We start from the raw sequence: 23,896 nt of genomic DNA on the forward strand, positions 1-23,896 counted from the left end.
CCCGGACTCCCGGCTCCGCCCGGATGCCGCCTCACGGGCGTGAGGCGGCATCGGTGGGAACACCGCGGGCCGCGTCCTCCGGGCGTGCGGCGGGACTCCGCCCGGCGCCCGCTAGCCGCGCCGTTCCTGCTTCTGCTTGTCCTCCACGCAGAGCGTGGCCCGGGGGAAGGCCTGCATCCGCGCCTTGCCGATCGGCTTGCCGCAGACCTCGCAGAGCCCGTAGGTCCCGGCGTCGAGCCTGGCGAGGGCGCGCTCGGTCTGGTCGAGGGTCTCCTGGGCGTGGGCCGCCAGGGAGAGCTCGTGCTCCCTGGTGATGTTCTTCGTCCCGGTGTCCGCGTCGTCGTGACCGGCGCCGTCCCCTGAGTCGCGCATGAGCCCCGCCAGCGCCTCACCCGACGCCTCCAGCTCCGTGCGCAGCCGCACGACCTCGCCGGTCAGCTCGGTCCGCGCCGCGTCGACCTCCTCCGAGGTCCAGGGATCCTCCCCCGGCCTGACCGCCAGGTCTCCGGGCGGCGTCGCGACTCCGGCCCTCGCCGGGGGGACCGCCGTCGCGACGCCCTCCCCGACAGCCGTGCTCCGGGCCGCGCTCTTCTTGGCTACCACCGTGTGGGCTCCTGTCTGCTCGGCGGCCTGGGCCGCCCCCGTGGCCTGTTCCGACGCCTTCTTGGCTGCGTTCTTCTTCGCCGTGCTCTTCTTCGCCGGCCCGTGGTGAGCCGGGTCCTGACCGGTGTCCTGCGGCTCCGGCGCCGTCTTCTTCCCGGCGGCCGCCTTGCGTGCCGCGCTCCTCGCCGTCCTTCCGGCCTGCTTCTCCCGTCCCGCCTCCTGCGGGCCGGCCTCCTCGCCCGTACTGCCGTTCTCCTCCTCGGCAGCCGCGGCCTTGGATCTCGCGGACGCCGTTCTCGATACGGCGGTCTTCTTCGCCACCATGGCCGCGGCCCCTTCACATATTGTGATCTTGCACGCGAATCGTGCTGGGACGATAAATCGACCCCAGCTCCGCGGCAACGGGGCACGCCGCCGGTTCGCCCCTCCCCACGTCCGGGCAGCGGCGCGCCTGCAACCGTTGTGCCCAGCTCCCCACCGGGTAATCCGCCCTCCGCGCGCTCTCCCGGACTCCGTCCGTCCCGACTGGCCATTCGGGTCAAGCCCCGCCGCGCGGACGACCGGTCGGCCTCCGCCCGTACGGGCCCGTACACTGGCCCCAGCGAAAGGCATGGACGGGACGAGTAGCGTCGTACGCAGCCAGGAGCGACCCGGGGACGGTGGGAGCCCGGGGGCGAGCGCGCCGTGAAGATCACCCCGGAGCCGCCGGAAGAAAGCTTTGGACCTGGGCTCGCCCACGGGCGCAAGGCGACTAGACCCGGCATCGCGACCCCAATGAGGGGGCTACGGGCGTCCGCCCGGGGCCAAGGAGGGTGGTACCGCGGGAGCCGACACGGCTCTCGTCCCTCCGACGGAAGTGGAAGACGTCCGCCGGAGGAAGCCCGCACATGACATCGCCGCAGTACCGCCAGGTACCCGCCCAGGTCGACCTGCCCGCCCTCGAGCACGCCGTGCTCGACTTCTGGCGCGACGCCAAGGTCTTCACCAAGAGCCTCGAACAGTCCGAGGGCCGCCCCGAGTGGGTCTTCTACGAGGGCCCGCCGACGGCCAACGGCATGCCCGGCGCCCACCACATCGAGGCGCGCGTCTTCAAGGACGTCTTCCCGCGCTTCCGCACCATGCAGGGCTACCACGTCGGCCGCAAGGCCGGCTGGGACTGCCACGGCCTGCCGGTCGAGCTCGCGGTGGAGAAGGAGCTGGGCTTCAACGGCAAGAAGGACATCGAGGCCTACGGCATCGCCGAGTTCAACGCGAAGTGCCGTGAGTCCGTCACCCGCCACACCGACGCGTTCACCGAGCTCACGACGCGTATGGGTTACTGGGTCGACCTCGACGACGCCTACCGCACGATGGACCCGGAGTACGTCGACTCCGTGTGGTGGTCGCTGAAGGAGATCTTCAACAAGGACCTGCTGGTCCAGGACCACCGCGTGGCGCCCTGGTGCCCGCGCTGCGGCACCGGCCTCTCGGACCACGAGCTCGCCCAGGGGTACGAGACGGTCGTCGACCCCTCGGTCTTCGTGCGCTTCCCGCTGACGGGCGGACCGCTGGCCGGCGAGGCCGCGCTGCTCGTCTGGACGACGACCCCGTGGACCCTGGTCTCCAACACCGCCGTCGCCGCGCACCCCGACGTCACGTACGTGGTGGCGACGGACGGCGAGGAGAAGCTGGTCGTCGCGCGGCCGCTGGTGGAGAAGGCGCTGGGTGAGGGCTGGGAGCTCACCGGCGAGACCTTCACCGGCCGCGAGATGGAGCGGTGGACGTACGAGCGCCCGTTCCGGCTCGTCGACTTCCCGAGCGAGGCGCACTTCGTCGTCAACGCCGAGTACGTCACGACCGAGGACGGCACGGGTCTGGTCCACCAGTCCCCCGCCTTCGGCGCCGACGACCTCCAGGTCTGCCGTGCCTACGGCCTCCCGGTGGTGAACCCGGTCCGCCCCGACGGCACCTTCGAGGAGGACCTCCCGCTGGTCGGCGGTGTCTTCTTCAAGAAGGCCGACGAAGCGCTCACCGCGGATCTGGCCGCTCGGGGCAGGCTCTTCCGCCACGTCCCCTACGAGCACAGCTACCCGCACTGCTGGCGCTGCCACACGGCTCTGCTGTACTACGCGCAGCCGTCCTGGTACATCCGCACGACGGCGGTCAAGGACCGGCTGCTCCAGGAGAACGAGAAGACCAACTGGTTCCCCGACTCGGTCAAGAACGGCCGGTTCGGCGACTGGCTGAACAACAACGTCGACTGGGCCCTCTCCCGCAACCGCTACTGGGGCACCCCCCTGCCGATCTGGCGCTGCGAGGACGACCACCTGACGTGCGTGGGCTCCCGCGCCGAGCTGACGGAGCTGACGGGCACCGACCAGTCGTCGCTCGACCCGCACCGCCCGTTCATCGACGAGATCACCTTCACCTGCTCCCACGAGAACTGCCGACTGGAGGCGTACCGCGTCCCCGAGGTCATCGACGCCTGGTACGACTCGGGTTCGATGCCGTTCGCGCAGTGGGGCTACCCGTACAAGAACAAGGAGATCTTCGAGAGCCGCTACCCGGCGCAGTTCATCTCGGAGGCCATCGACCAGACGCGCGGGTGGTTCTACACGCTGATGGCGATCGGCACCCTGGTGTTCGACAAGTCGTCCTACGAGAACGTGGTCTGCCTGGGCCACATCCTCGCCGAGGACGGCCGGAAGATGTCCAAGCACCTGGGCAACATCCTCCAGCCGATCCCGCTGATGGACCAGCACGGCGCCGACGCGGTCCGCTGGTTCATGGCGGCGGGCGGCTCCCCGTGGGCGGCTCGCCGTGTGGGCCACGGCACGATCCAGGAGGTGGTGCGCAAGACGCTCCTCACGTACTGGAACACGGTGGCCTTCCAGGCCCTCTACGCCCGCACGTCGAAGTGGGCCCCCTCCGCCGCCGACCCGGCGCCCGCCGACCGCACGGTCCTGGACCGCTGGCTGCTGAGCGAGCTCGGCACCCTGGCCGACGAGGTCACCAAGGCGCTGGAGGGATACGACACCCAGCGCGCCGGCAAGCTGCTGTCGGCGTTCGTCGACGACCTGTCCAACTGGTACGTCCGCCGCTCGCGCCGCCGCTTCTGGCAGGGCGACAAGGCGGCGCTGCGCACGCTGCACGAGGTCGTGGAGACGGTCACCCGGCTGATGGCCCCGCTGACCCCGTTCATCACGGAGCGGGTCTGGCAGGACCTGGTCGTCCCCGTCGACCCGGACGCCCCGGAGTCGGTGCACCTGTCCGACTGGCCGAAGGCGGACCCGGCCTCGATCGACCCGGCGCTCTCCTCGCAGATGGCGCTGGTGCGCCGCCTGGTCGAGCTCGGCCGGGCCACGCGTGCCGAGTCGGGTGTCAAGACCCGGCAGCCGCTGTCGCGGGCCCTGGTGGCGGCTGCGGGCTTCCAGTCGCTCTCGCCCGAGCTGCGCGCCCAGATCACGGAGGAGCTGAACGTCTCCTCCCTGGCCTCGCTCTCGGAGGTCGGCGGCTCGCTGGTCGACACCACGGCGAAGGCGAACTTCCGCGCGCTGGGCAAGCGGTTCGGCAAGGGCGTCCAGGCGGTGGCCAAGGCCGTCGCGGACGCCGACGCCGCGGCACTGAGCCTGGCGCTCCGTGAGGGCACGGCCTCGGTGGAGGTCGACGGTGAGCAGGTCACCCTGGCCCCCGACGAGGTCATCATCACGGAGACTCCGCGCGAGGGCTGGTCGGTGGCGTCCGACTCGGGCGCGACCGTCGCCCTGGACCTGGAGATCACCCCGGAGCTGCGGCGGGCGGGTCTGGCCCGTGACGCGATCCGCCTCATCCAGGAGGCCCGCAAGAACAGCGGCCTGGACGTGGCGGACCGCATCGCCGTCCGCTGGACCTCCACCTCCCCGGCGACGGCCGAGGCCCTGACGGAGCACGCGCCCCTGATCTCGGACGAGGTCCTGGCCCTGGACTACGCGCAGGGTGAGGCGGACGACACGTACGGCGCCCCGTTCGAGGACGAGGGACTGTCCCTGACCTTCCGCCTCCGTAAGACGGAGCAGTAGCCGGCAGCACCCAGGGCCCGGCCGGACACCTCTCCGGCCGGGCCCTTCGCTGTCCCCCGCCCGCCCCTTCCCGGCTCCGGGGGCTCCTGGAGCAGAGCCCCCGCGCCGCAGCCCCCCGCCGCCACGCCACGGCAAAAGGGCCGGGCCCCGGGGTAAACCCCGGGGCCCGGCCCTCTGCCTGCCGACGGCTACGCGCTCAGCGAGCGCGAACCGCTCAGTTGTCGTCCTCGTCGATCAGGAACCCGCGCATCGGCGACGGCGCCTGCTGCATCGGCTGCGGCGCCTGCGGCCGCACCGGCGCCATGGGCTGCGTCATCGCGGGCGACATCTGCTGCTGACCGCCGCCGTACGACGGTCCGCCGCCCATCGACTGGTTGCCTCCGCCCATCTGCTGGCTGCCGTGGCCACCGTGGTTGCCGCCCATGGTGTGTCCCATCGCACCCGCACCGGCCGGAGCCAGCGAGGGCGACGGCGGCAGCGAAGCGGCGGCGGGGGTGCGCGGCGGGGCCAGCGAGTCGTCGGCCTGGGTCTCCAGCTGACGCAGCTGGCTCTCCAGGTACGACTTCAGGCGGGTCCGGTACTCGCGCTCGAAGCCACGCAGGTCCTCGACCTTGCGCTCCAGCGTCGCGCGGGCCGACTCCAGCGAGCCCATCGCCACGCGGTGCTTCTCCTGCGCGTCCCGCTCCAGGGCGTCCGCCTTGGCACGGGCGTCACGCTCCAGGCCCTCGGCACGGCTGCGCGCCTCGCCGACGATCTTGTTGGCCTCGGAACGGGCCTCCGCGATCGCCTGGTCGGCGGTCTGCTGGGCAAGGGACAGGACTCGGGCGGCACTGTCGCCACCGGGGCCCTGGCCGGGCTGCTGCATCTGCTGCTGCTGCTGCATCTGCTGCATCTGCTGCTGCGGGGCATGACCGCCCATGGGGCCGCCCATCGGGCCGCCCATGGGGCCACCCTGCATCGGGCCGGGGCCGTGCTGGCCCTGCGGACCGGGGCCGTGGCCGCCCTGCGGGCCATGACCGCTGGGACCGGCAGGCAGCTGGGGAGCGCCACCGGGCAGCTGGGGGGGACCCATCTGCGGGGGCTGCTGCTGCTGTACCGGCGGACCAGATATGGCGGCGGGCACGGGTGCCCCTGGCCGTTCCTGCTGCTCCGGTGGTTTGCGCATTCCCTGCTGCTGCTGGTTCTGCGCGGCCGCACGCGTGGCGGCGGCCAGCTTGGCGCGCAGGTCCTCGTTCTCACGGAGCAGACGGGTCAGTTCCGACTCGACCTCGTCGAGGAAGGCATCGACCTCGTCCTCGTCATAGCCTTCTCGGAGGCGGACGGTCGTGAACTGCTTGTTCCGCACGTCCTCGGGGGTCAGCGGCATCTCTTCTTCACCTCTACGTAGTCGTCGGCAGTCGGCAAGACCGTATCGTTCACACGCTGCTCGCTAGCTTGCCCACGAGGTTGAGCAGAATGTAGACGATGATCATCAGAACGAAGAAGGACAGGTCAAGTGCCACGCCCCCGAGACGCAACGGCGGTATGAACCGCCGCAGAAGCTTCAACGGTGGATCCGTGACAGTGTAAGTGCCCTCGAGAACGACCACCATCGCCTTGCCTGGCTGCCATGAACGTGCGAACTGGAAGACGTAGTCCATGACCAGCCGGAAGATCAGCACGATGAGGAAACACATCAGCGCGATATAGACCACATCCAGTGCGACGCCCATGTTCCCGCGCTTCCCTCTCCCCTGGCTCTCGTAGCCCCGGCCTCCCGGCCGGGTTTGTTCCCGGTGTTCTCAGCTCTGGTTGAAGAACCCGCCCTCTGCGATGCGGGCCTTGTCCTCCGCCGTGACATCGACGTTAGCAGGCGACAACAGGAACACCTTCTGCGTCACACGCTCAATGCTGCCATGGAGACCGAAGACGAGTCCCGCGGCAAAGTCGACAAGTCGCTTCGCGTCGGTGTCGTCCATCTCCGTGAGGTTCATGATCACCGGGGTGCCCTCGCGGAAGTGTTCCCCGATGGTACGGGCCTCGTTATAGGTCCTGGGGTGCAGCGTGGTGATCCGGTAGGGCTCCCGCTCGGACACGACCTTGGGCATGATCACCGGTGCGTTCTTCTCCAGATTCGGGCGGTCAGGTGTGATGGATGCCACGGGGGCGATTCGGGCGGGTCGTCCGCTTTCCGCCGGGAGCTGAACAGGTTCCCGGGGTGCGGGTGGCTGCACCGCTCGTACCGGTTCGTCCCGTTCCCGCTCCACCGGATGCGCGGGCTGGTGCCGCCGCCGGTCCCGCTCGGGCTCCGGCTCGGGTTCGAATTCGTCGTCGGGGTCGAACCCCGGACCGTCGTACCCATCGTCCTCCACGAGGCCGAGGTAGACCGCCATCTTGCGCATCGCGCCGGCCATGCTCCGAGTCCTCCGCTCTGTGGTGGATCGGCATTCGTGTCACCAAGTGCCCGAGATCCACTCCGGCCTGCCCGCGTGGAGCGGGAATGACCATATTTTCTGCTGTGGTCCGACTTGCTTCGCGACGTTACCCGAGCCGGGGTCGGACTCCGAGTACCGCCGTACCGACGCGTACATGTGTCGCCCCGGCCGCCACGGCGTCCTCGAGATCCCCGCTCATCCCGGCAGAGACCATGTTCGCAGTCGGATGGTTCCCGCGCAGGCGGGATGAGATTTCCATCAGGCGGTCGAACGCGGCCCGTTGCCGGCCGGCGTAGGGACCGGCGAGCGGGGCGACGGTCATCAGGCCGTCGAGCCTGAGCCCCTCCGCCGCTCGGACCGACGCCGCCAACTCCTCGACCGCGTCCGGCGCGACACCTCCCCGGTCGCCGCGCTCCCCGCTCTCCGCGTCGAGCGCGACCTGGATCAGGCAGCCGAGCTCGCGCTCGCCCCTGACCGCCGCCGCCGAGAGCGCGGTGACCAGCTTCACCCGGTCCACCGACTGCACCACATCGGCATAACCGGCCACGGAACGGACCTTGTTGGTCTGCAACTGTCCGACGAAGTGCCATGTGAGCGACAGATCCGCGCAGGCCTCGGCTTTCGGCGCCGCGTCCTGGTCGCGGTTCTCCGCGACCTGGCGCACGCCCAGGTCGTGCAGGATGCGCACGTCGCTCGCGGGATAGGTCTTGGTGACCACGATGAGGGTCACCTCCTCCCGCCGACGGCCGGCCGACGCGCAGGCGGAGGCGATGCGCTCCTCCACCTGTGCCAGATTGGCCGCGAGTTGTGTCCTGCGATCCGTCATGCCCTATCAGTCCAACCAGACATATCCGGCGAGCCGTCCCGTGGTGCGGTCGCGGCGGTACGAGAAGTGGTCGCCGGATTCCAGCGTGCAGAACGGCGAGCCGTGCCGGTCGCCGACGCCGAGCCCGTCGAGCTGGGCGTGGACCCCTGCCGTGACGTCCACCGCGGGCGTCCCCCAGCTGGTCTCCGACCAGGAAGCCGGGACGATCCCGGCGACCTCGGCGCGCATCTGCTCCGGAACCTCGTAACACCGGCCGCAGACCGCCGGTCCGGTGCGCGCGACGATCCTGGAGGGCTGGGCGCCGAGCGCGATCATGGCCTCGACCGTCGCCGGCACGATTCCCGCGACCAGACCCGGCCGTCCCGCGTGGGCCGCCGCGACGACACCGGCCGCCGGGTCGGCGAGCAGGACCGGTGTGCAGTCCGCGGTGAGCACCGCGAGCGGAAGTCCGCGCCGCGCCGTCACCACCGCGTCCACGGCGGGGATGTCCGAGGCGTCGCCCCAGGGGCCGTCCACGACGGCCACGTCACGTCCGTGCACCTGGTTCATCCAGACCACACGGGCCGGGTCCAGACCGAGGGAGCCGGCGGCGCGCGCACGGTTCGCGCGCACGGCGGCGGGGTCGTCACCGACCGCGCCGCCGAGGTTGAGCTCCTCGTACGGAGCGGCGCTCACTCCGCCCCACCTGTCGGTGAAGGCGAAGTGCGCGCCGCCCGCCGAGGACTCCGCGGCTCTCACCGCGTGCTGCGGACCTATCACTTCAAGAAGTCCGGTACGTCCAGCTCTTCGGCCTGGGTGTCCTGGTAGGGACGGGCCGTCGGGACGTGCGGCGGGGAAACCGGCGGCAGCGAGGTCTCGTTCGCCGCCGGCGCCGGCTCGGCCGGCGTGGGGGGCTCCTCGCGCGGGGGCACGGAGCCCAGTCCTCCGGTCTGGCGCGCCGGCTCGGCGGCCCGGGCCGCGGGAGCCGGCTCCTCGCGCTTCCCGGCACTCGATCCGAGGACGTTCTCCCGGCGGGCCGGCGGCTGTCCGCCGTCGAAGCCCGCGGCGATCACGGTGACCCGCACCTCGTCGCCGAGCGCGTCGTCGATGACCGCGCCGAAGATGATGTTCGCCTCCGGGTGGGCCGCCTCGCTCACCAGCTGGGCGGCCTCGTTGATCTCGAAGAGACCGAGGTCGCTGCCGCCGGAGATGGAGAGCAGGACACCGCGGGCGCCGTCGATGGACGCCTCAAGGAGCGGCGAGGAGATCGCCATCTCGGCGGCGGCCACCGCGCGGTCGTCGCCGCGGGCGGAGCCGATGCCCATGAGCGCCGATCCGGCCTCGGACATGACCGACTTGACGTCGGCGAAGTCGAGGTTGATCAGCCCCGGGGTCGTGATGAGGTCGGTGATGCCCTGGACACCCGAGAGCAGCACCTGGTCGGCCGACTTGAACGCGTCGAGCACGCTGACCTGGCGGTCCGAGATGGACAGCAGCCGGTCGTTGGGGATGACGATGAGGGTGTCGACCTCTTCGCGGAGCTCGGCGATGCCGTCCTCCGCCTGGTTCGCGCGTCGCCGGCCCTCGAAGGTGAACGGGCGGGTGACCACACCGATCGTCAGGGCGCCCAGCGAGCGGGCGATGTTGGCGACGACGGGTGCGCCGCCCGTGCCGGTGCCGCCGCCTTCTCCGGCGGTGACGAAGACCATGTCGGCCCCCTTGAGGACCTCCTCGATCTCCTCACGGTGGTCCTCTGCCGCCTTGCGACCGACGGCCGGGTTCGCCCCGGCGCCGAGGCCACGGGTGAGTTCACGGCCGACGTCGAGCTTGACGTCGGCGTCGCTCATCAACAGTGCTTGCGCATCGGTGTTGATCGCGATGAACTCGACGCCCTTGAGACCGACCTCGATCATTCGGTTGATGGCATTGACACCACCGCCGCCGACACCGATGACCTTGATGACTGCGAGGTAGTTCTGCGGTGCTGCCACGTCGAAGGCCTCTCGCCTCGAGTTACGTGTCGTCGCTTCGCGGTGTTCCCGCCGCGACGACGGATGCCGATTGGGTCGGTCCGAACGCCGACCCAAACCCTAACGTTGAAGTTTAGGGTTACCAGTGTGTCTGTTTCTTGGACTCTTCCGAACAGGACACTAAGTCGACACGTGGCGCACGTTCAACGAACACGCCGAACCTCCCGTTTTTCTTTTCACCCTATGTGATCACCCGTAGCGCTGACCAACCAGGGGGCTGGCCAGGCCAAACGTGCGTCAACTCTTCGACGAGGCGGGGGCCGTGGGAGCACTCACGTCGAAGTGTCCCGCTTTGGGGGTCGCCTTCATCAGAGCGGTGAGCACCCGCGCCTTCACGGGCCCCTCCTCACTGCTGCCCCACATCACGGTGCGCTCCCGCGTGAGTTCGAGCACGACGGAGTCGTAGGACGTGATCCGCACGGCCTTCGTCTCCCCGGCCACCTTGTCAGGGAGGTCTCCCGCGACCCGTACCGCTTCCCGCAGCAGACGGTCACTGCCGAATCGTCGCAGGCTCGCCGACTGACCCGGCGTCATCTTCAGGAGCGGGACACGCGGGGGTGCTTTGTCCACGGTTGCGAAACGCACACCCTTTGCGTCGACTTCGACGAACTTCTTGCCCTTTCCGACCACCAGGACCGGCTTTCGTTCCGTCACGTGCAGGCCGACCTCGTGCGGCCATGACCGTACGACATCCACGGAGTCGATACGGGGCAGCTCCCGCCGCAGCCGGTCGGCGATCGCGTCGGTGTCCACGGAGACCAGCGGGGAGCCGACCGGGGCCGCCGCCGCGGCCTCCACCTCGCTCCGGGTCAGGACGTCGGTGCCGGTGGCCGTCACCCGCTCCAGCCGCAGCCAGGACGATCCGTAGAGCACCCAGACCGTGGCCGCGGCGGTCAGCACGAGACCGGCCGCGGCCAGCACCAGTCCGGTGCGGCCGCTCAGCCGCCTCCCGGGGCCGGTGTGCGGCGGGCGGGCCGGAGTGCCTGCCCGCTCGGCCTCGCCGCGCTGGGCGGTCGTCGGTCCGGCCACGCTCACTCCTTCGCCGGACCCGGGGCGCGCGCCCCGGGTCCCACCGCCTCACGCCTGGCGGCGTGCGGCAATCGCCTCGTACACCATGCCGACGAGCAGGTCGTCGGCGTCCCGCCGCCCGAACTCCGCGGCGGCACGGGACATCTCGTACAGCCGGTGCGGATCCGACAGCACCGGAAGGACGTTGCCCTGCACCCATTCCGGGGTGAGTGCCGCGTCGTCGACCAGCAGGCCGCCACCGGCGTTGACCACCGGCTGGGCGTTGAGCCGCTGTTCGCCGTTGCCGATCGGCAACGGGACGTAGGCGGCGGGGAGCCCGACGGCGGAGAGTTCGGCGACGGTCATCGCGCCGGCGCGGCAGAGCATCATGTCGGCCGCGGCGTACGCCAGATCCATCCGGTCCACGTACGGTACCGGGATGTAGGGCGGCATCCCGGGCATGTTGTCGATCCGCGGCAATTCGTTCTTCGGGCCGACCACGTGCAGGATCTGGATTCCGGACCGCTGGAGCAGCGGTGCGATCCGGGTGACCACCTCGTTGAGGTGGCGGGCGCCCTGCGAGCCGCCCGAGACGAGCAGCGTGGGCAGGTTGGGGTCCAGTCCGAAGGCGGCACGCGCCTCCGGGCGGACCCGGGCCCGGTCGAGGGTGGCGATGGTCCGGCGCAGCGGGATGCCGATGTAGCGGGCGCCGCGCAGCTTGCTGTCCGGCGTGGAGACGGCGACCCCGTGCGCGTACCGGGAACCGATCTTGTTGGCCAGACCCGGCCGGGCGTTGGCCTCATGGACGACGATCGGCACCCCGGCGCGCTTGGCCGCGAGGTAGCCGGGCAGCGCCACGTAGCCCCCGAAGCCGACCACGCAGTCCGCCCCGGTGCGCTCCAGGATCTGCTCGGCGGCCTTGATGGTGCCGCGCAGCCGTCCCGGGACGGTGATCAGCTCGGGTGTGGGCTTGCGCGGCAGCGGTACGGCGGGGATCAGTGCCAGCTCGTACCCCCGCTCGGGTACGAGCCTGGTCTCGAGTCCGCGCTCCGTGCCGAGGGCAGTGATTCCCACGGCCGGGTCCTGCCTCCGCAGGGCGTCTGCGAGGGCAAGCGCGGGCTCGATGTGCCCGGCGGTCCCCCCGCCGGCGAGTACGACATGCACCGAAATTCACCGCTCTCCGGACGGACGCTTCATGACGCGCCGTCTCATCGTCTTCCATCTCACCCCGGGCCTCCGCATGGCCAGGGCCGCTCTCGCCGCAGGGTCCTCCCGCGCGAAGGCGATCATGAGCCCGACTGCGAACATGGTCGGCAGCAGGGCCGAGCCCCCGTAGGAGAACAGCGGCAGCGGGACACCGGCGATCGGCAACAGGCCGAGCACCGCACCGATGTTGATCACGGCCTGCGCCGTGATCCAGGTGGTCACGCCTCCCGCTGCGTACCTCACGAAGGGGTCCTCCGTGCGTCCGGCCACGCGGATACCCGCATAGCCTAGAGCCGCGAAGAGGGCCAGCACCGACAGCGTCCCCGCCAGACCCAGTTCCTCCCCGGTGATGGCGAAGATGAAGTCGGTGTGTGGTTCGGGAAGTTGACCCCATTTTTCCACACTCGCGCCGAGCCCGGAACCGAACCATCCACCGGACGCCAGAGCATAGATTCCGTGGACCGCCTGCCAGCACGAGTCCCCCGGGCCGGGCTCGGAGGCTCCGATGCAGCCGAGCCGTGACATCCGGTTGGGGCTGGTCCTGATGAGGACGAATCCGATCAGCCCGGCGACGGCGAGCACGCCCACGAAGAGCCGGGTGGGGGCGCCGGCCAGCCAGAGCAGGCCGAAGAGGATCGCGGTGAGGATGATCGCGGTGCCCATGTCCCCGCCGAGCATGATCAGCCCGAGCAGCATGAAGGCGACCGGCACGAGCGGCACGAGCATGTGCTTCCACTGCGCCAGCAGCCGCTTGTCCTGTTTCCGGGCCAGCAGGTCCGCGCCCCACAGGATGAGGGCGAGCTTGCCGAACTCGCTGGGCTGGAGCTGGAAGGGGCCGCCGAGATAGATCCAGTTCTGGTTGCCGTTGACGGACATCCCTATCCCGGGCACCTGTACCAGGACCATGAGGAAGACCGTGCCCATGAGGAGCGGGTAGGCCAGTGCCCGGTGGAGCTTGACCGGCACCCTGGAGGCCAGGAACATCAGCCCGGCCCCGATCACGGCGGCGAGGAACTGCTTGCGGAAGAAGTACGTGCCGGGCCGTGCCAGCTCGAGCGCCTTGATCATCGAGGCGGAGTAGACCATGACGAGGCCCAGGACGGTGATCAGCAGGCTCGACCCGAGGATCAGGTAGTAGGCCGTCAGAGGGCGGTCCCAGGCCCGTCGTGCCCGCTCGTACGTCCGCCGGATCCCGGCTCCCCGGGGCGGCCGGGGCGGCGTACCGGCCCCACGGGCCCCGCCACGCGGCGCGGCCGGCCTCCGGGGGCCCGTGGCGGGCCGGCTCCGCAGCGCCAGGCCCCTCAGCGGCGCGGGCCCGGCGGGCAGCGGCGCGGTGAGCAGGGACGGGGCGAGCGCCCGGCTGATCGCCGCGGTCGCCCGTGAGCGGCCGGTACCGCGCGCGGCTGAGCTCTCGTCGGCCGGCATTGTCGCTTGTCCCCTCCACTGCTCGTGCCCGGGGGCCGCCGCCGGGGGCGCGGGCCCCCGGCGGTGCTGCTCGTGACCGGGTCCCCGGACGCCACGGTCTCCGGTCCTCCGGGACCGTACGGCGCGCGGGCGGGGCCTGTCAGGCGCTCTCGTCGGCGAGTTGGCGGACCGCGTCCGCGAAGGCCTCGCCCCGCCTGTTGTAGTTGACGAACATGTCCATCGAGGCGCAGGCCGGGGCCAGCAGGACGGTGTCGCCCGGCAGGGCCAGCCGTGCCGCTTCGCGGACCGCTGCGGACATCGCCCCAGTGTCGGTCCGGTCGAGGTCGACCACCGGTACCTCGGGGGCGTGTCGCGCCAGGGCTTCGCGGATCAGCGCCCGGTCGGCGCCCATCAGCACCACGCCCCTCAGCCGCTCGACCGCCCGGCCGACCAGTTCGTCGAAGGTGGCGCCCTTGGCGAGGCCGCCGGCGATCCAGACGATCGGTTCGTAGGCCGCGAGGGAGGCCTCGGCGGCATGGGTGTTGGTGGCCTTGGAGTCGTCGATGTACGTGACTCCGGCGACATCGGCGACGTGCTCGATGCGGTGGGCGTCGGGGCGGAAGGCCCTCAGGCCGTCCCGCACGGCGGCGGGCTGCACGCCGAAGGCCCGTGCGAGCGCCGCCGCGGCCAGCGCGTTGGCGATGTTGTGGGGGGCCGGCGGATCGACGTCGCCGACCTCCGCGAGCTCCTGGGCCTGCTTCTGGCGGTTGGCGACGAACGCCCGGTCGACGAGGATGCCGTCGACCACACCGAGCTGCGAGGGACCCGGCGTACCGAGGGTGAAGCCGATGGCCCGGCAGCCCTCCTCGACGTCGGCCTCGCGCACGAGGTCCTCCGTCGCCCCGTCCTGCGCGTTGTAGACGCAGGCGACGCTGTTGCCTTCGTAGATCCGGCCCTTGTCGGCGGCGTAGCCGGCCATGGAGCCGTGCCAGTCGAGGTGGTCCGGGGCCAGGTTGAGCACGGCCCCCGAGTGTGCACGCAGCGAGGGCGCCCAGTGGAGCTGGTAGCTGGAGAGCTCGACGGCGAGCACGTCGTACGGCTCGTCGGCGAGCACCGCGTCCAGCAGGGACACCCCGATGTTGCCGACGGCGGCCGTGCGCAGACCCGCCGCTTCGAGGATCGAGGCGAGCATGCGCACGGTCGTGGTCTTGCCGTTGGTCCCGGTGACCGCGAGCCAGGGGGCGGCACCGGGGCCCCGCAGCCGCCAGGCGAGCTCGACGTCGCCCCAGACGGGGACGTCCGCCTGCGCGGCTGCGAGGAAGAGCGGCTTGTCCGGCTTCCAGCCGGGCGCCGTGACGACCAGCTCGGTGGACTCCGGCAGTGTCGCGCCGTCACCGAGGCGCACGGTGACCCCCAGCGCCTCCAGCTCGGCCGCCTGGGCGCGGGAGCGCTCGTCGTCGCCGTCGTTGACGACGGTGACGAGGGCGCCCAGCCCGTGCAGGGCGCGGGCGGCGGGGATACCGCTGACACCGAGCCCGGCGACCGTGACGCGCTTGCCCTGCCAGTCCACGTTGCTCACTTCTTGGCTGCCCATCCCGCGTAGAAGAGGCCGAGGCCGACGATCACGCACATGCCCTGGATGATCCAGAAGCGGACCACGACGAGGACTTCGGACCACCCCTTGAGTTCGAAGTGGTGCTGGAGCGGCGCCATCCGGAAGACCCGCTTGCCGGTCATCTTGAAGGAACCGACCTGGATGACCACGGACATGGTGATCATCACGAAGAGGCCGCCGAGGATGGCCATCAGGAACTCGGTGCGGGAGCAGATGGCCAGACCCGCGAGCGCGCCGCCGAGGGCGAGGGAACCCGTGTCGCCCATGAAGATCTTCGCGGGCGAGGTGTTCCACCACAGGAAGCCGAAGCAGGCGCCCATCAGGGCCGAGGCGACGACCGCGAGGTCGAGCGGGTCGCGTACCTCGAAACACGCCTGTGGGTTGGTGAGGGTGGTCGCGTTGGCGCAGGACTCCTGGAACTGCCACAGGCCGATGAAGGTGTACGCGCCGAAGACCATCACCGACGCGCCGGTGGCCAGACCGTCCAGACCGTCCGTCAGGTTCACGCCGTTGGACATGGCGAGAATCATGAACAGCGCCCAGACGCAGAACAGCACCGGTCCGATCGACCAGCCGAAGTCCTCGACGAACGACAGCCGGGTGGAGGCCGGGGTGTTGCCGCGGGCGTCGGCGAACTGGAGGGAGAGCACCGCGAAGGCGATGCCGACGATCAGCTGGCCGGCCATCTTGGCCTTGGCCCGCAGACCCAGCGAGCGCTGCTTGACGATCTTGATGTAGTCGTCGAGGAAGCCGACGAGGCCCATCCCCGCCATCAGGAACAGGACGAGGACGCCCGAGAAGCGCATCGGCTCGCCGGTGATGACCTTCGCCAGTACGTACGCGATGACCGTCGCCAGGATGAAGGCGATGCCACCCATGGTGGGCGTGCCCTTTTTGCTTCCGTGGGTACGCGGGCCGTCGTCCCGGATGAACTGCCCGTAGCCCTTGCGGGCCAGGAGCTTGATCAGCAGCGGGGTGCCGACCAGCGTCAGGAAGAGCCCTATGGCCCCTGCGAAGAGGATCTGCCTCATCGGACGGCGACCTCACCCTCGGTCGTCTCCAGCAGTGCCAGGGCGACCTTCTCCAGGCCGACCGACCGGGACGCCTTCACCAGCACGACGTCTCCCGGGCGCAGTTCACTGCGCAACAGGTCGACGGCCGCCTGTGCGTCGGACACGTGCACCGACTCCTCACCCCACGAACCCTCGTTATATGCGCCCAGTTGCAGCCAGGAGGCTTCTCTTCCTCCGACAGCGACGAGCTTGCTGACGTTGAGCCGGACGGCGAGCCGTCCGACCGCGTCGTGCTCGGCGAGCGACGCGTCACCGAGCTCGGCCATCTGACCGAGCACCGCCCACGTGCGCCCCCCGTCCGCCCGTCGGGCCTTGCCCATGGCGGCCAGCGCACGGAGTGCGGCCTTCATGGATTCGGGGTTCGCGTTGTAGGCGTCATTGACGACCGTCACACCGTCCGGACGCTCGGTGACCTCCATGCGCCAGCGGGAGAGGGTGCCCGCCCCGGAGAGCGCATCGGCGATCTCGGTCACGGACATGCCCAACTCATGGGCGACGGCGGCCGCGGCGAGCGCGTTCGACACGTGGTGCTCACCGTACAGGCGCAAGGTCACGTCGCTGCACCCGGTGGGTGTGTGAAGCGTGAAAGCGGGGCGGCCGTCGTCCGTGAGCCGCGCGTTCTCTCCCCGTACGTCCGCATCCGGGGCCTCTCCGAAGAGGAGCACCCGGGCTTTTGTGCGGGATGCCATGGCACGCACGAGCGGATCGTCGGCGTTGAGGATCGCGGCACCGTCCTCGGGGAGGACCTCGACGAGCTCGCCCTTGGCCTGGGCGATCGCCTCACGGCTGCCGAACTCCCCGATGTGGGCGCTGCCGACGTTGAGGACCAGGCCGATCCGCGGCGGCGTCAGGTCGGCGAGGTAGTGGATGTGGCCGATGCCCCGTGCGCCCATCTCCAGCACGAGGTGGCGGGTTTCCGCCGTCGCGCGCAGCGCGGTGAGCGGCAGACCGATCTCGTTGTTGAGGGAGCCGGGCGTCCAGACCGTGGGCGCCTTGCGCTCCAGGAGCTGGGCGATCAGGTCCTTCGTGGACGTCTTGCCCGCCGAGCCGGTCAGCGCGACGACGGTGGTGCCCAGGCGTTCGACGACGGCACGGGCGAGGGCGCCGAGCGCGGCCACGACGTCGTCGACGACGATCGCCGGGACCCCGACGGGGCGGGCGGCGAGCACGGCCACCGCGCCCGCCTCGGCGGCGCGCTGCGCGTAGTCGTGGCCGTCGACCCGCTCGCCCGCGAACGCGGCGAACAGGGAGCCCCGCAGCACCTCCCGGGAGTCGATGACGACGGGGCCGGTGACGACGGCGGACGGGTCCGGCACGTCGTGCGGCTGCCCGCCGACGATTCCGGCGATCTCGGCGAGGGAAAGGGCGATCACTTGGTCATCCCTGACTGTTGTTCTCATGGGTGTGTACGCGGTCTTCGGGGGCGCGCGCGGCGCTCCCGCGCCCCAGGGAGTGCTCGATGGCCTCGCGCAGGACTTCGCGGTCGTCGAAGGGCCGCACCACTCCGTGGATGTCCTGGCCCTGCTCGTGTCCCTTTCCGGCCACCAGCACGGTGTCGCCGGGTTCGGCCCGGGCGACGGCCGCGGCGACGGCCGCGGCCCGGTCGGCCTCGACGAGCACCTCGCCCCGCTCGTGGACGGGCACCTCGGCCGCGCCCAGGAGCATCGCGGCGAGGATCGCGAGGGGGTCCTCGGAGCGGGGGTTGTCCGAGGTCAGTACGGCGGTGTCGGCGAGCCTGGCCGCGGCCGCGCCCATCGGGCCGCGCTTCGTCGTGTCACGGTCGCCGCCGCAGCCGAGCACGATGTGCACCCGGCCCTCGGTGACCTTCTGCAGGGAGCGCAGGACGGATTCGACCGCGTCGGTCTTGTGCGCGTAGTCGACGACCGCGAGGTACGGCTGTCCGGCGTCGACGCGTTCCAGCCGGCCCGGGACGCCGGGCACGTCCGCGATGCCGTCGGCGGCGGTCTGCGGGTCGATCCCGGCGACGGCCAGGGTGACGACGGCGGCGAGGGTGTTGGCCACGTTGAACGGCCCGGGGAGCGGGGCCCTGGCGGTGACCCGCTCGCCCTTGGGGCCGAGCACGGTGAAGCGGCTGTCCTGGGGTCCGACCTCGACGTCCTCGGCCCGCCAGTCGGCGTCCGGGTGGCCCTCCGCCGAGAAGGTCACCACCGGAACGGTCGCCTCCCGCACCAGCCTGCGGCCGTACTCGTCGTCGAAGTTGACGACACCGAGCTTGCTGCGCCGCGGCGTGAACAGCTGCGCCTTCGCCTGGAAGTAGTCCTCCATCCCGGAGTGGAACTCCATGTGCTCCGGGCTGAGGTTGTTGAAGACGGCGACGTCGAAGACACAGCCGTCGACCCGGCCGAGGACCAGGGCGTGGCTGGAGACCTCCATGGCGACCGCCTCGACACCGCGCTCGCGCATGACGGCGAAGAGCGCCTGGAGGTCGGTGGCTTCGGGGGTGGTGCGCTCCGACTTGATGCGCTCGTCGCCGATCCGCATCTCGACGGTGCCGATCAGCCCGGTGCTGCGTCCGGCGCCGCGCAGTCCGCCCTCGACGAGGTAGGCCGTGGTGGTCTTGCCCGACGTTCCGGTGATGCCGATCTGGAGCAGGCCGACGCCCGGCCGCCCGTAGATCTCGGCGGCGATCTCGCCCATCCGGCCGCGCGGGTCCTCGGTGACGAGGACCGGGAGGCCGGTGGCGGCGGCACGCTCGGCGCCCGCCGGGTCGGTGAGGATCGCGGCGGCGCCGAGGCTCTCGGCCTGGGCGGAGAAGTCGGCACCGTGGAAGCGGGCACCGGGCAGAGCCGCGTAGACGTCGCCCGGGCGCACGGCCCGGGAGTCGTGGGTGATGCCGGTGACCTCACCGGAATCCTGCGGTCCGGCTCCGAGCCGGGCGGCCAGCTCTCCGAGGGACGTCGGCAGCAGCCGGTCCGGCCGGGGCGCTCCCGGGTAGGTCACGGGCGCGTCCTTCTGAGTGGTTTGGCACTGATCAGCGTGGGGCACGGCGGTGAGCGTACCGGGCGGACCGGGCCTCTCGCGAAGTGAGGGCCCGGGTTTGCGGTACTTCTCGTTCCGGTTCCCGGGATCGGGGGTGATGGTCGTCACTGAGGGTTCCCCCGAGTCACTCGCCGGGCTTGAAGGACACGGGCAGCCGGGCGGGAGCGCTGCCGGTGGGAGGTGTCTGGAGGGTCTTCAGAGCGAACTCCATGACCTTCTTGTAGATGGGGCCGCAGATCTGGCCGCCGAAGTAGCTGCCCTTGGTGGGGTTCTGGATGGCGCAGTAGACGGTGATCTGCGGATCGTCGGCCGGGGCGAATCCGGCGAAGGAGGCGGTGTAACCCTTGTAGACGCCGCGCACGGGGTCGACGCGGTTGGCCGTGCCCGTCTTGCCGGCGACGCGGTAGCCCTGGATGTGGGCCTTGGTCCCGGTGCCCTCCTCGTCGTCCACCACCGACTCCAGCATCTTCGCCAGGGTCCTGGCCGTCTTCTCGCTGACCACCCGGGTGCGTTCGGGCGCGTCGGACGCCGTGTAGCGGCCGTCGGCGTCCTTGGTCCCGCGGACCAGCGTCGGCTCGATCCGGACCCCGCCGTTGGCGATCGTCTGGTAGACCGACGCGGCCTGCATCGCGTTGAGCGAGAGGCCCTGGCCGAACGGGATCGTGTACTGCTGCGAGGTCGACCAGTCCTGGGGCTTCGCGATGATGCCCGGGGACTCACCCGGGTAGTCGAGCCCGGTGGTGCTGCCGATGCCGAACTTGCGCAGGTACGAGTACAGGACCTTGTTGGCCTCCGCCTGGTTCTTCCCGAGCTGCCCGGTGGCCAGGATGGTGCCGATGTTGCTCGATTTGGCCAGGACGCCGTTGAGCGTGAGGTACCAGGTGGGGTGGTCGATGTCGTCCCTGAACAGCCGGTCGCCCCGGTGCAGCCGGTTGGGGACGGTGACGTGCGTACCGGGCGTGGCCACTCCCTCCTCCAGCACGGCGGCCATGGACATCACCTTGCTGGTGGAGCCGGGCTCGTACACGTCCTGGAGGGCCGCGTTGCCGAGGGCGGCCGAGTTGCTCTGCCCGAGGTCGTTCGGGTCGTACCCGGGAGCGTTGGCCATGGCCAGCACCTCGCCGGTCCTCGTGTTCTGGACGACCACGTAGCCGCGGTCCGCCTCGGACTCCTTCACCTGGTCGGCGATGGCGCGCTGGGCCGCCCACTGGATGTCGCGGTCGATCGTCAGCTCGACGTCGGTGCCGGCGACCGCCGGAGTCTCCGTGGAACCGGCTGTCGGCACGGGACGGCCGCCTGCCTGGGCGTAGCGGATCTTGCCGTCCTCGCCCTGGAGCCGCTCGTTCAGCTGTGCCTCCAGGCCGCCGCCGCCCTTGCCCTCGGCGTTGACGAAGCCCAGTATCCCGGCGGCGAGGTCACCGTTGGGGTACACGCGCCTGGTGGTCGGCTCCTGGAGGACTCCGGCCAGCACGTCGGCTCCGGGGCCTCCGTTCGCCCTGTCCTCGGCCGCCTTGTCCGCGAAGACGGACTTGAGGTCCTTGATCTGCTTCCAGACCTGGGGTGTCTGCCGCCGCGCCAGCACCGTGTAGCGGCTGTCGGGGGTGGAGAGCTTCTTCGCCAGCTCGGCCTCGTCCTCGCCGAGGATCGGGGCGAGCAGCGCCGCCGCCTGCCGCGGTGCGTCCGGGGCCTTGCTCTCCTCGGGCGTGAACAGTTTCGGGTCGGCGGTGATGTCGTGCGCGTCGACGCTGGTGGCCAGGGCGATGCCGCCGCGGTCGGTGATCTCGCCGCGTTCGGCGGCGATCGTGTACTCCAGGTAGCGGTTCTTCCCGGCCTTCGCGGCGTACGTGTCGGCGTCGACCGCCTGGACCTGGAGGAGCCGGACGACGAACGCCAGCATGACGAGGGTCAGGCAGAGGCTGATCAGGCGGAGCCGTGGGCGCGGGCTGCCCAGCCGGATGGCCTTCGGGGAGCCGCCGCGCCGCTGCCTCGCCGCCGGGCGCCGGGGGCGCCGGGCGTCGGGGCGGGCGGTGGGACGCGGGCGCCCTGATCCGCCGGCCGCGTTACGGGAGCGCGCGGGGCCGGGTACACGGCGGCGCGGCGGTTCCTTGGACGGCACTGCGTCACCTGCCGGAGCTCGTCGGGGGCGGTGTGTTCGGAAGCGTGGACGGCGTCGCGGGGGGAAGGGCGGGCGACGACGGCGACGCGGAGCCGGACGGCGACGCCGGTCCGGCTGATCCCGTGGTGCCCGCGCCGGGCTCGGGGACCGCGGTGGGGTACGGCTGCGCGGTGGCCCGTTCGGGCACTCCGCGGACCCTGCCGTCAGGCTCCAGGAAGGCGGGGCTGCCGCCCGGCACCATGCCGAGCTCCCGGGCCCGGCGTTCCAGCGCGTCGGGTTCGGAGTTACCGTCGACGTCCCGCTGGAGGGCCTGCTGCTCGTCGGTGAGCTCGGTGGTCTCCCTCTTCAGCTTGCTCAGCCTGAACGATCCTTCATTGAGCGCCGAGTTCAGCAGCAGCAGCGAGATCAGGCCACCCGCGAGCAGCAGGACCACCAGCAGGACGAAGGGGGTGCGGGCGGCGGTGTTCGGTCCCGACGGCATCAGCCGGGCGAGCCGGCCGGCCCGTCCCTTCATCTGCCCGGCCGTCCCGGTCACCGCGGCGTCACCGTCCCGGCGTACGTCCGGCCGGCCCTGGGGGATCCGGTCACCGCTCCTCCTCGCGGATCCGCTGTGCGCCGCGCAGCCGTGCGGGGGCGGCGCGCCGGTTCTCGGCGACCTCCTCCTCGGTGGGCAGCTCGGCGCCGCGGGTCAGCAGCTTCAGGCGGGGCTGGTAGCGCTCGGGGACTACGGGCAGCCCGGGCGGCGCCGTGTTGGCCGCGCCGGCGGCGAACACCTGCTTGACCAGGCGGTCCTCGAGCGAGTGGTAGGAGAGAACGGCGATCCGGCCGCCGACGTCCAGACTCCGCACCGCGGCCGGGATCGCACGCTCCAGGACGGTGAGCTCGCCGTTGACCTCGATGCGCAGCGCCTGGAAGGTGCGTTTGGCCGGGTTGCCGCCGGTGCGCTTGGCGGCCTGCGGCAGGGAGTCGCGGATCAGCTCCACGAGCCGGGCGCTGTTGCTGAAGGGCTCCTTCTCGCGCTCGCGCACGACGGCCGAGACGATGCGCTTGGCCTGCTTCTCCTCGCCGTAGGCGCGCAGGATCCGTACGAGTTCACCCGGCGGGTAGGTGTTGAGGACCTCGGCGGCGCCGATACCGGTCGTCTGGTCCATGCGCATGTCGAGCGGCGCGTCCTGGGCGTACGCGAACCCTCGGTCGGCCTCGTCCAGTTGCATGGAGGACACCCCGAGGTCGAACAGCACGCCCTGGACCTTGGGGATCCCGAGCCGGTCGAGGACCTCGGGCAGTTCGTCGTAGACGGCGTGCACCAGGGTGACGCGCTCGCCGTACGGGGCCAGGCGCTCGCCGGAGAGCCGCAGGGCCTCCTTGTCCCGGTCCAGGGCGACCAGGCGGGCGGCGGGGAAGGCGGCGAGGAGTGCCTCGCTGTGCCCGCCGAGCCCGAGGGTGCAGTCGACGACGACCGGGGGCCGCGGTCCCGTCGCCTCCAGAGCCGGGGCCAACAGGTCCAGGCATCGCTGGAGCATCACCGGGACGTGGCGGGTCTGGCTCAAAGCGCCCTCTCAGGCTCTGTCCCGGGTGGCCGCACATACGGCCTGGTCCCCGCCCGCCCGGAAGGGGAGGTCGGCCGGCGCCGGGGAAGGGGCGTCGGCCGGCCGCGAGCGGGAGAGGGCCGGGCCGCATGTACGCCGCACACCACGGGAACGCGAAACATGCAAAACATGCGGAATGTGCAGGCGTGTCGGTAACTTCGCGTCACTTTAGTCCACCCTGCCATTCGATCCGTTCCCGATCAACGAACCGCGCAGCGCGTCGGTCCCCGGCCGCCGTCCGGGAACCTCACCCGGCCGGGTGCCTGTACGTGAGGCTTGTGGGTTACCTCACAACAAGGCGCGTTGGCGTTCTTTGTCCCCTTCCACAGCACGCCGGACACGGTCGCGAAGGCTAACGTCATAGTCATGTCGACTTCTGCGCACCCTTCCGCCGAGACCGATTCCGCCGCTCCCTCCGCCGCTTCCGGAGGGACAGTCACCGACCGCCTGGTCGAACTGAACGCGCGTTACGCGGAGGCGTTCAGCGACCCCGGCATGGACGCGCGGCCCGTGCTGCACGTCGCCGTCGTCGCCTGCATGGACGCCCGTCTCGACCTCCACGCCGCGCTGGGCCTGGAGCTCGGCGACTGCCACACCATCCGCAACGCGGGCGGTGTCGTCACCGACGACGTCATCCGGTCGCTGACGATCAGCCAGCGGGCCCTCGGTACCCGCAGCGTCGTGCTCATCCACCACACGAACTGCGGCATGGAATCGATCACCGAGGAGTTCCGGAAGGATCTGGAGTTCGAGGTCGGGCAGCGCCCGGCCTGGGCGGTAGAGGCCTACACGGACGCCGACCAGGACGTACGGCAGTCGATGCAGCGCGTGCGCACCTCACCGTTCCTTCTGCACACGGACGACGTCCGCGGCTTCGTCTTCGACGTGACCACGGGCAAGCTGCGCGAGATCCTGCCCGCCTCCTGAAACCTCTCGACATACGGGCCACATCCGGCATATCGCGCCCACTTGTCCAGAGGCGAGTGACACGAAGCG

19 protein-coding genes are annotated in these 23,896 nt (G+C 71.0%); 2 read left to right on the top strand and 17 right to left on the bottom strand.

Annotated features, from left to right (window positions below):
- Positions 1 to 111: 111 nt before the first annotated feature.
- On the bottom strand, positions 112 to 927 hold the full coding sequence (locus ACHFIV_RS23185) for a TraR/DksA family transcriptional regulator (RefSeq protein WP_398972252.1): 816 nt from the start codon (positions 925 to 927) through the stop codon (positions 112 to 114).
- Between the two features lie 563 nt (positions 928 to 1,490).
- On the opposite strand from ACHFIV_RS23185, the gene ileS reads away from it, so the two are divergent.
- Positions 1,491 to 4,640, top strand: coding sequence for an isoleucine--tRNA ligase (ileS, locus tag ACHFIV_RS23190; RefSeq protein ID WP_398972255.1), 3,150 nt, complete (start codon positions 1,491 to 1,493; stop codon positions 4,638 to 4,640).
- A 214-nt stretch (positions 4,641 to 4,854) separates the two neighbouring features.
- On the opposite strand, the gene ACHFIV_RS23195 is transcribed toward ileS, so the two are convergent.
- The 16 genes from ACHFIV_RS23195 to rsmH all read right to left on the bottom strand — a co-directional run bounded on the left by ACHFIV_RS23195 (position 4,855) and on the right by rsmH (position 22,861).
- Positions 4,855 to 6,006 carry a DivIVA domain-containing protein gene (locus tag ACHFIV_RS23195; protein WP_398972258.1) on the bottom strand — a complete coding sequence of 384 codons (1,152 nt, stop codon included), beginning with the start codon at positions 6,004 to 6,006 and terminating at the stop codon, positions 4,855 to 4,857.
- Positions 6,007 to 6,055: 49 nt separating this feature from the next.
- On the bottom strand, positions 6,056 to 6,352 hold the full coding sequence (locus ACHFIV_RS23200) for a YggT family protein (protein WP_031098947.1): 297 nt from the start codon (positions 6,350 to 6,352) through the stop codon (positions 6,056 to 6,058).
- 69 nt (positions 6,353 to 6,421) lie between these two features.
- On the bottom strand, positions 6,422 to 7,033 hold the full coding sequence (locus ACHFIV_RS23205) for a cell division protein SepF (RefSeq protein WP_250289705.1): 612 nt from the start codon (positions 7,031 to 7,033) through the stop codon (positions 6,422 to 6,424).
- 127 nt (positions 7,034 to 7,160) lie between these two features.
- Positions 7,161 to 7,880 (bottom strand): YggS family pyridoxal phosphate-dependent enzyme, encoded by a 720-nt coding sequence (locus tag ACHFIV_RS23210; protein ID WP_398972263.1) that lies wholly within the window; start codon positions 7,878 to 7,880, stop codon positions 7,161 to 7,163.
- Between the two features lie 6 nt (positions 7,881 to 7,886).
- The gene (pgeF, locus tag ACHFIV_RS23215; protein WP_398972265.1) at positions 7,887 to 8,618 is read right to left on the bottom strand and encodes a peptidoglycan editing factor PgeF; all 732 of its coding nucleotides are present in this window, start codon (positions 8,616 to 8,618) and stop codon (positions 7,887 to 7,889) included.
- A gap of 17 nt (positions 8,619 to 8,635) precedes the next feature.
- The gene (gene ftsZ / locus ACHFIV_RS23220; RefSeq protein ID WP_398972267.1) at positions 8,636 to 9,850 is read right to left on the bottom strand and encodes a cell division protein FtsZ; all 1,215 of its coding nucleotides are present in this window, start codon (positions 9,848 to 9,850) and stop codon (positions 8,636 to 8,638) included.
- 276 nt (positions 9,851 to 10,126) lie between these two features.
- On the bottom strand, positions 10,127 to 10,918 hold the full coding sequence (locus tag ACHFIV_RS23225) for a cell division protein FtsQ/DivIB (protein ID WP_398972270.1): 792 nt from the start codon (positions 10,916 to 10,918) through the stop codon (positions 10,127 to 10,129).
- Between the two features lie 48 nt (positions 10,919 to 10,966).
- Positions 10,967 to 12,061: an undecaprenyldiphospho-muramoylpentapeptide beta-N-acetylglucosaminyltransferase gene (murG, locus tag ACHFIV_RS23230; protein ID WP_398972272.1), complete on the bottom strand. Its 1,095-nt coding sequence runs from the start codon at positions 12,059 to 12,061 to the stop codon at positions 10,967 to 10,969.
- 6 nt (positions 12,062 to 12,067) lie between these two features.
- Complete coding sequence (gene ftsW, locus ACHFIV_RS23235) at positions 12,068 to 13,528, bottom strand: putative lipid II flippase FtsW (protein ID WP_398972274.1); 1,461 nt, start codon at positions 13,526 to 13,528, stop codon at positions 12,068 to 12,070.
- A 139-nt stretch (positions 13,529 to 13,667) separates the two neighbouring features.
- Entirely contained in the window at positions 13,668 to 15,101 is a 1,434-nt protein-coding gene (gene murD / locus ACHFIV_RS23240; protein ID WP_398972276.1) for a UDP-N-acetylmuramoyl-L-alanine--D-glutamate ligase, read from the bottom strand.
- Complete coding sequence (gene mraY / locus ACHFIV_RS23245; protein WP_398972279.1) at positions 15,083 to 16,153, bottom strand: phospho-N-acetylmuramoyl-pentapeptide-transferase; 1,071 nt, start codon at positions 16,151 to 16,153, stop codon at positions 15,083 to 15,085. Before mraY ends, murD begins: the two co-directional genes overlap by 19 nt.
- Entirely contained in the window at positions 16,150 to 17,568 is a 1,419-nt protein-coding gene (locus ACHFIV_RS23250; RefSeq protein ID WP_398972281.1) for a UDP-N-acetylmuramoyl-tripeptide--D-alanyl-D-alanine ligase, read from the bottom strand. Before ACHFIV_RS23250 ends, mraY begins: the two co-directional genes overlap by 4 nt.
- Before the next feature lie 4 nt (positions 17,569 to 17,572).
- Complete coding sequence (locus ACHFIV_RS23255) at positions 17,573 to 19,303, bottom strand: UDP-N-acetylmuramoyl-L-alanyl-D-glutamate--2,6-diaminopimelate ligase (protein WP_398972282.1); 1,731 nt, start codon at positions 19,301 to 19,303, stop codon at positions 17,573 to 17,575.
- A 16-nt stretch (positions 19,304 to 19,319) separates the two neighbouring features.
- Positions 19,320 to 21,311 (bottom strand): peptidoglycan D,D-transpeptidase FtsI family protein, encoded by a 1,992-nt coding sequence (locus tag ACHFIV_RS23260; RefSeq protein ID WP_398972285.1) that lies wholly within the window; start codon positions 21,309 to 21,311, stop codon positions 19,320 to 19,322.
- Positions 21,312 to 21,315: 4 nt separating this feature from the next.
- Positions 21,316 to 21,846: a septum formation initiator family protein gene (locus tag ACHFIV_RS23265; RefSeq protein ID WP_398972287.1), complete on the bottom strand. Its 531-nt coding sequence runs from the start codon at positions 21,844 to 21,846 to the stop codon at positions 21,316 to 21,318.
- Positions 21,847 to 21,895: 49 nt separating this feature from the next.
- The gene (gene rsmH / locus ACHFIV_RS23270; protein ID WP_398972290.1) at positions 21,896 to 22,861 is read right to left on the bottom strand and encodes a 16S rRNA (cytosine(1402)-N(4))-methyltransferase RsmH; all 966 of its coding nucleotides are present in this window, start codon (positions 22,859 to 22,861) and stop codon (positions 21,896 to 21,898) included.
- A 405-nt stretch (positions 22,862 to 23,266) separates the two neighbouring features.
- Between rsmH and ACHFIV_RS23275 the strand changes: the two genes are divergently transcribed.
- Positions 23,267 to 23,827 (top strand): beta-class carbonic anhydrase, encoded by a 561-nt coding sequence (locus tag ACHFIV_RS23275; RefSeq protein ID WP_398972292.1) that lies wholly within the window; start codon positions 23,267 to 23,269, stop codon positions 23,825 to 23,827.
- Positions 23,828 to 23,896: the final 69 nt, after the last annotated feature.

It is taken from the genome of Streptomyces sp. ALB3 (assembly GCF_044385685.1).
GTDB lineage: Bacteria > Actinomycetota > Actinomycetes > Streptomycetales > Streptomycetaceae > Streptomyces.

What these genes read in the sequence shown, in the direction of transcription:
- ACHFIV_RS23185 (WP_398972252.1), bottom strand. Translation starts at nt 927, where the DNA reads ATGGTGGCGAAGAAGACCGCCGTATCGAGAACGGCGTCCGCGAGATCC.
- ileS (WP_398972255.1), top strand. Translation starts at nt 1,491, where the DNA reads ATGACATCGCCGCAGTACCGCCAGGTACCCGCCCAGGTCGACCTGCCC.
- ACHFIV_RS23195 (WP_398972258.1), bottom strand. Translation starts at nt 6,006, where the DNA reads ATGCCGCTGACCCCCGAGGACGTGCGGAACAAGCAGTTCACGACCGTC.
- ACHFIV_RS23200 (WP_031098947.1), bottom strand. Translation starts at nt 6,352, where the DNA reads ATGGGCGTCGCACTGGATGTGGTCTATATCGCGCTGATGTGTTTCCTC.
- ACHFIV_RS23205 (WP_250289705.1), bottom strand. Translation starts at nt 7,033, where the DNA reads ATGGCCGGCGCGATGCGCAAGATGGCGGTCTACCTCGGCCTCGTGGAG.
- ACHFIV_RS23210 (WP_398972263.1), bottom strand. Translation starts at nt 7,880, where the DNA reads ATGACGGATCGCAGGACACAACTCGCGGCCAATCTGGCACAGGTGGAG.
- ftsW (WP_398972274.1), bottom strand. Translation starts at nt 13,528, where the DNA reads ATGCCGGCCGACGAGAGCTCAGCCGCGCGCGGTACCGGCCGCTCACGG.
- murD (WP_398972276.1), bottom strand. Translation starts at nt 15,101, where the DNA reads ATGGGCAGCCAAGAAGTGAGCAACGTGGACTGGCAGGGCAAGCGCGTC.
- mraY (WP_398972279.1), bottom strand. Translation starts at nt 16,153, where the DNA reads ATGAGGCAGATCCTCTTCGCAGGGGCCATAGGGCTCTTCCTGACGCTG.
- ACHFIV_RS23275 (WP_398972292.1), top strand. Translation starts at nt 23,267, where the DNA reads ATGTCGACTTCTGCGCACCCTTCCGCCGAGACCGATTCCGCCGCTCCC.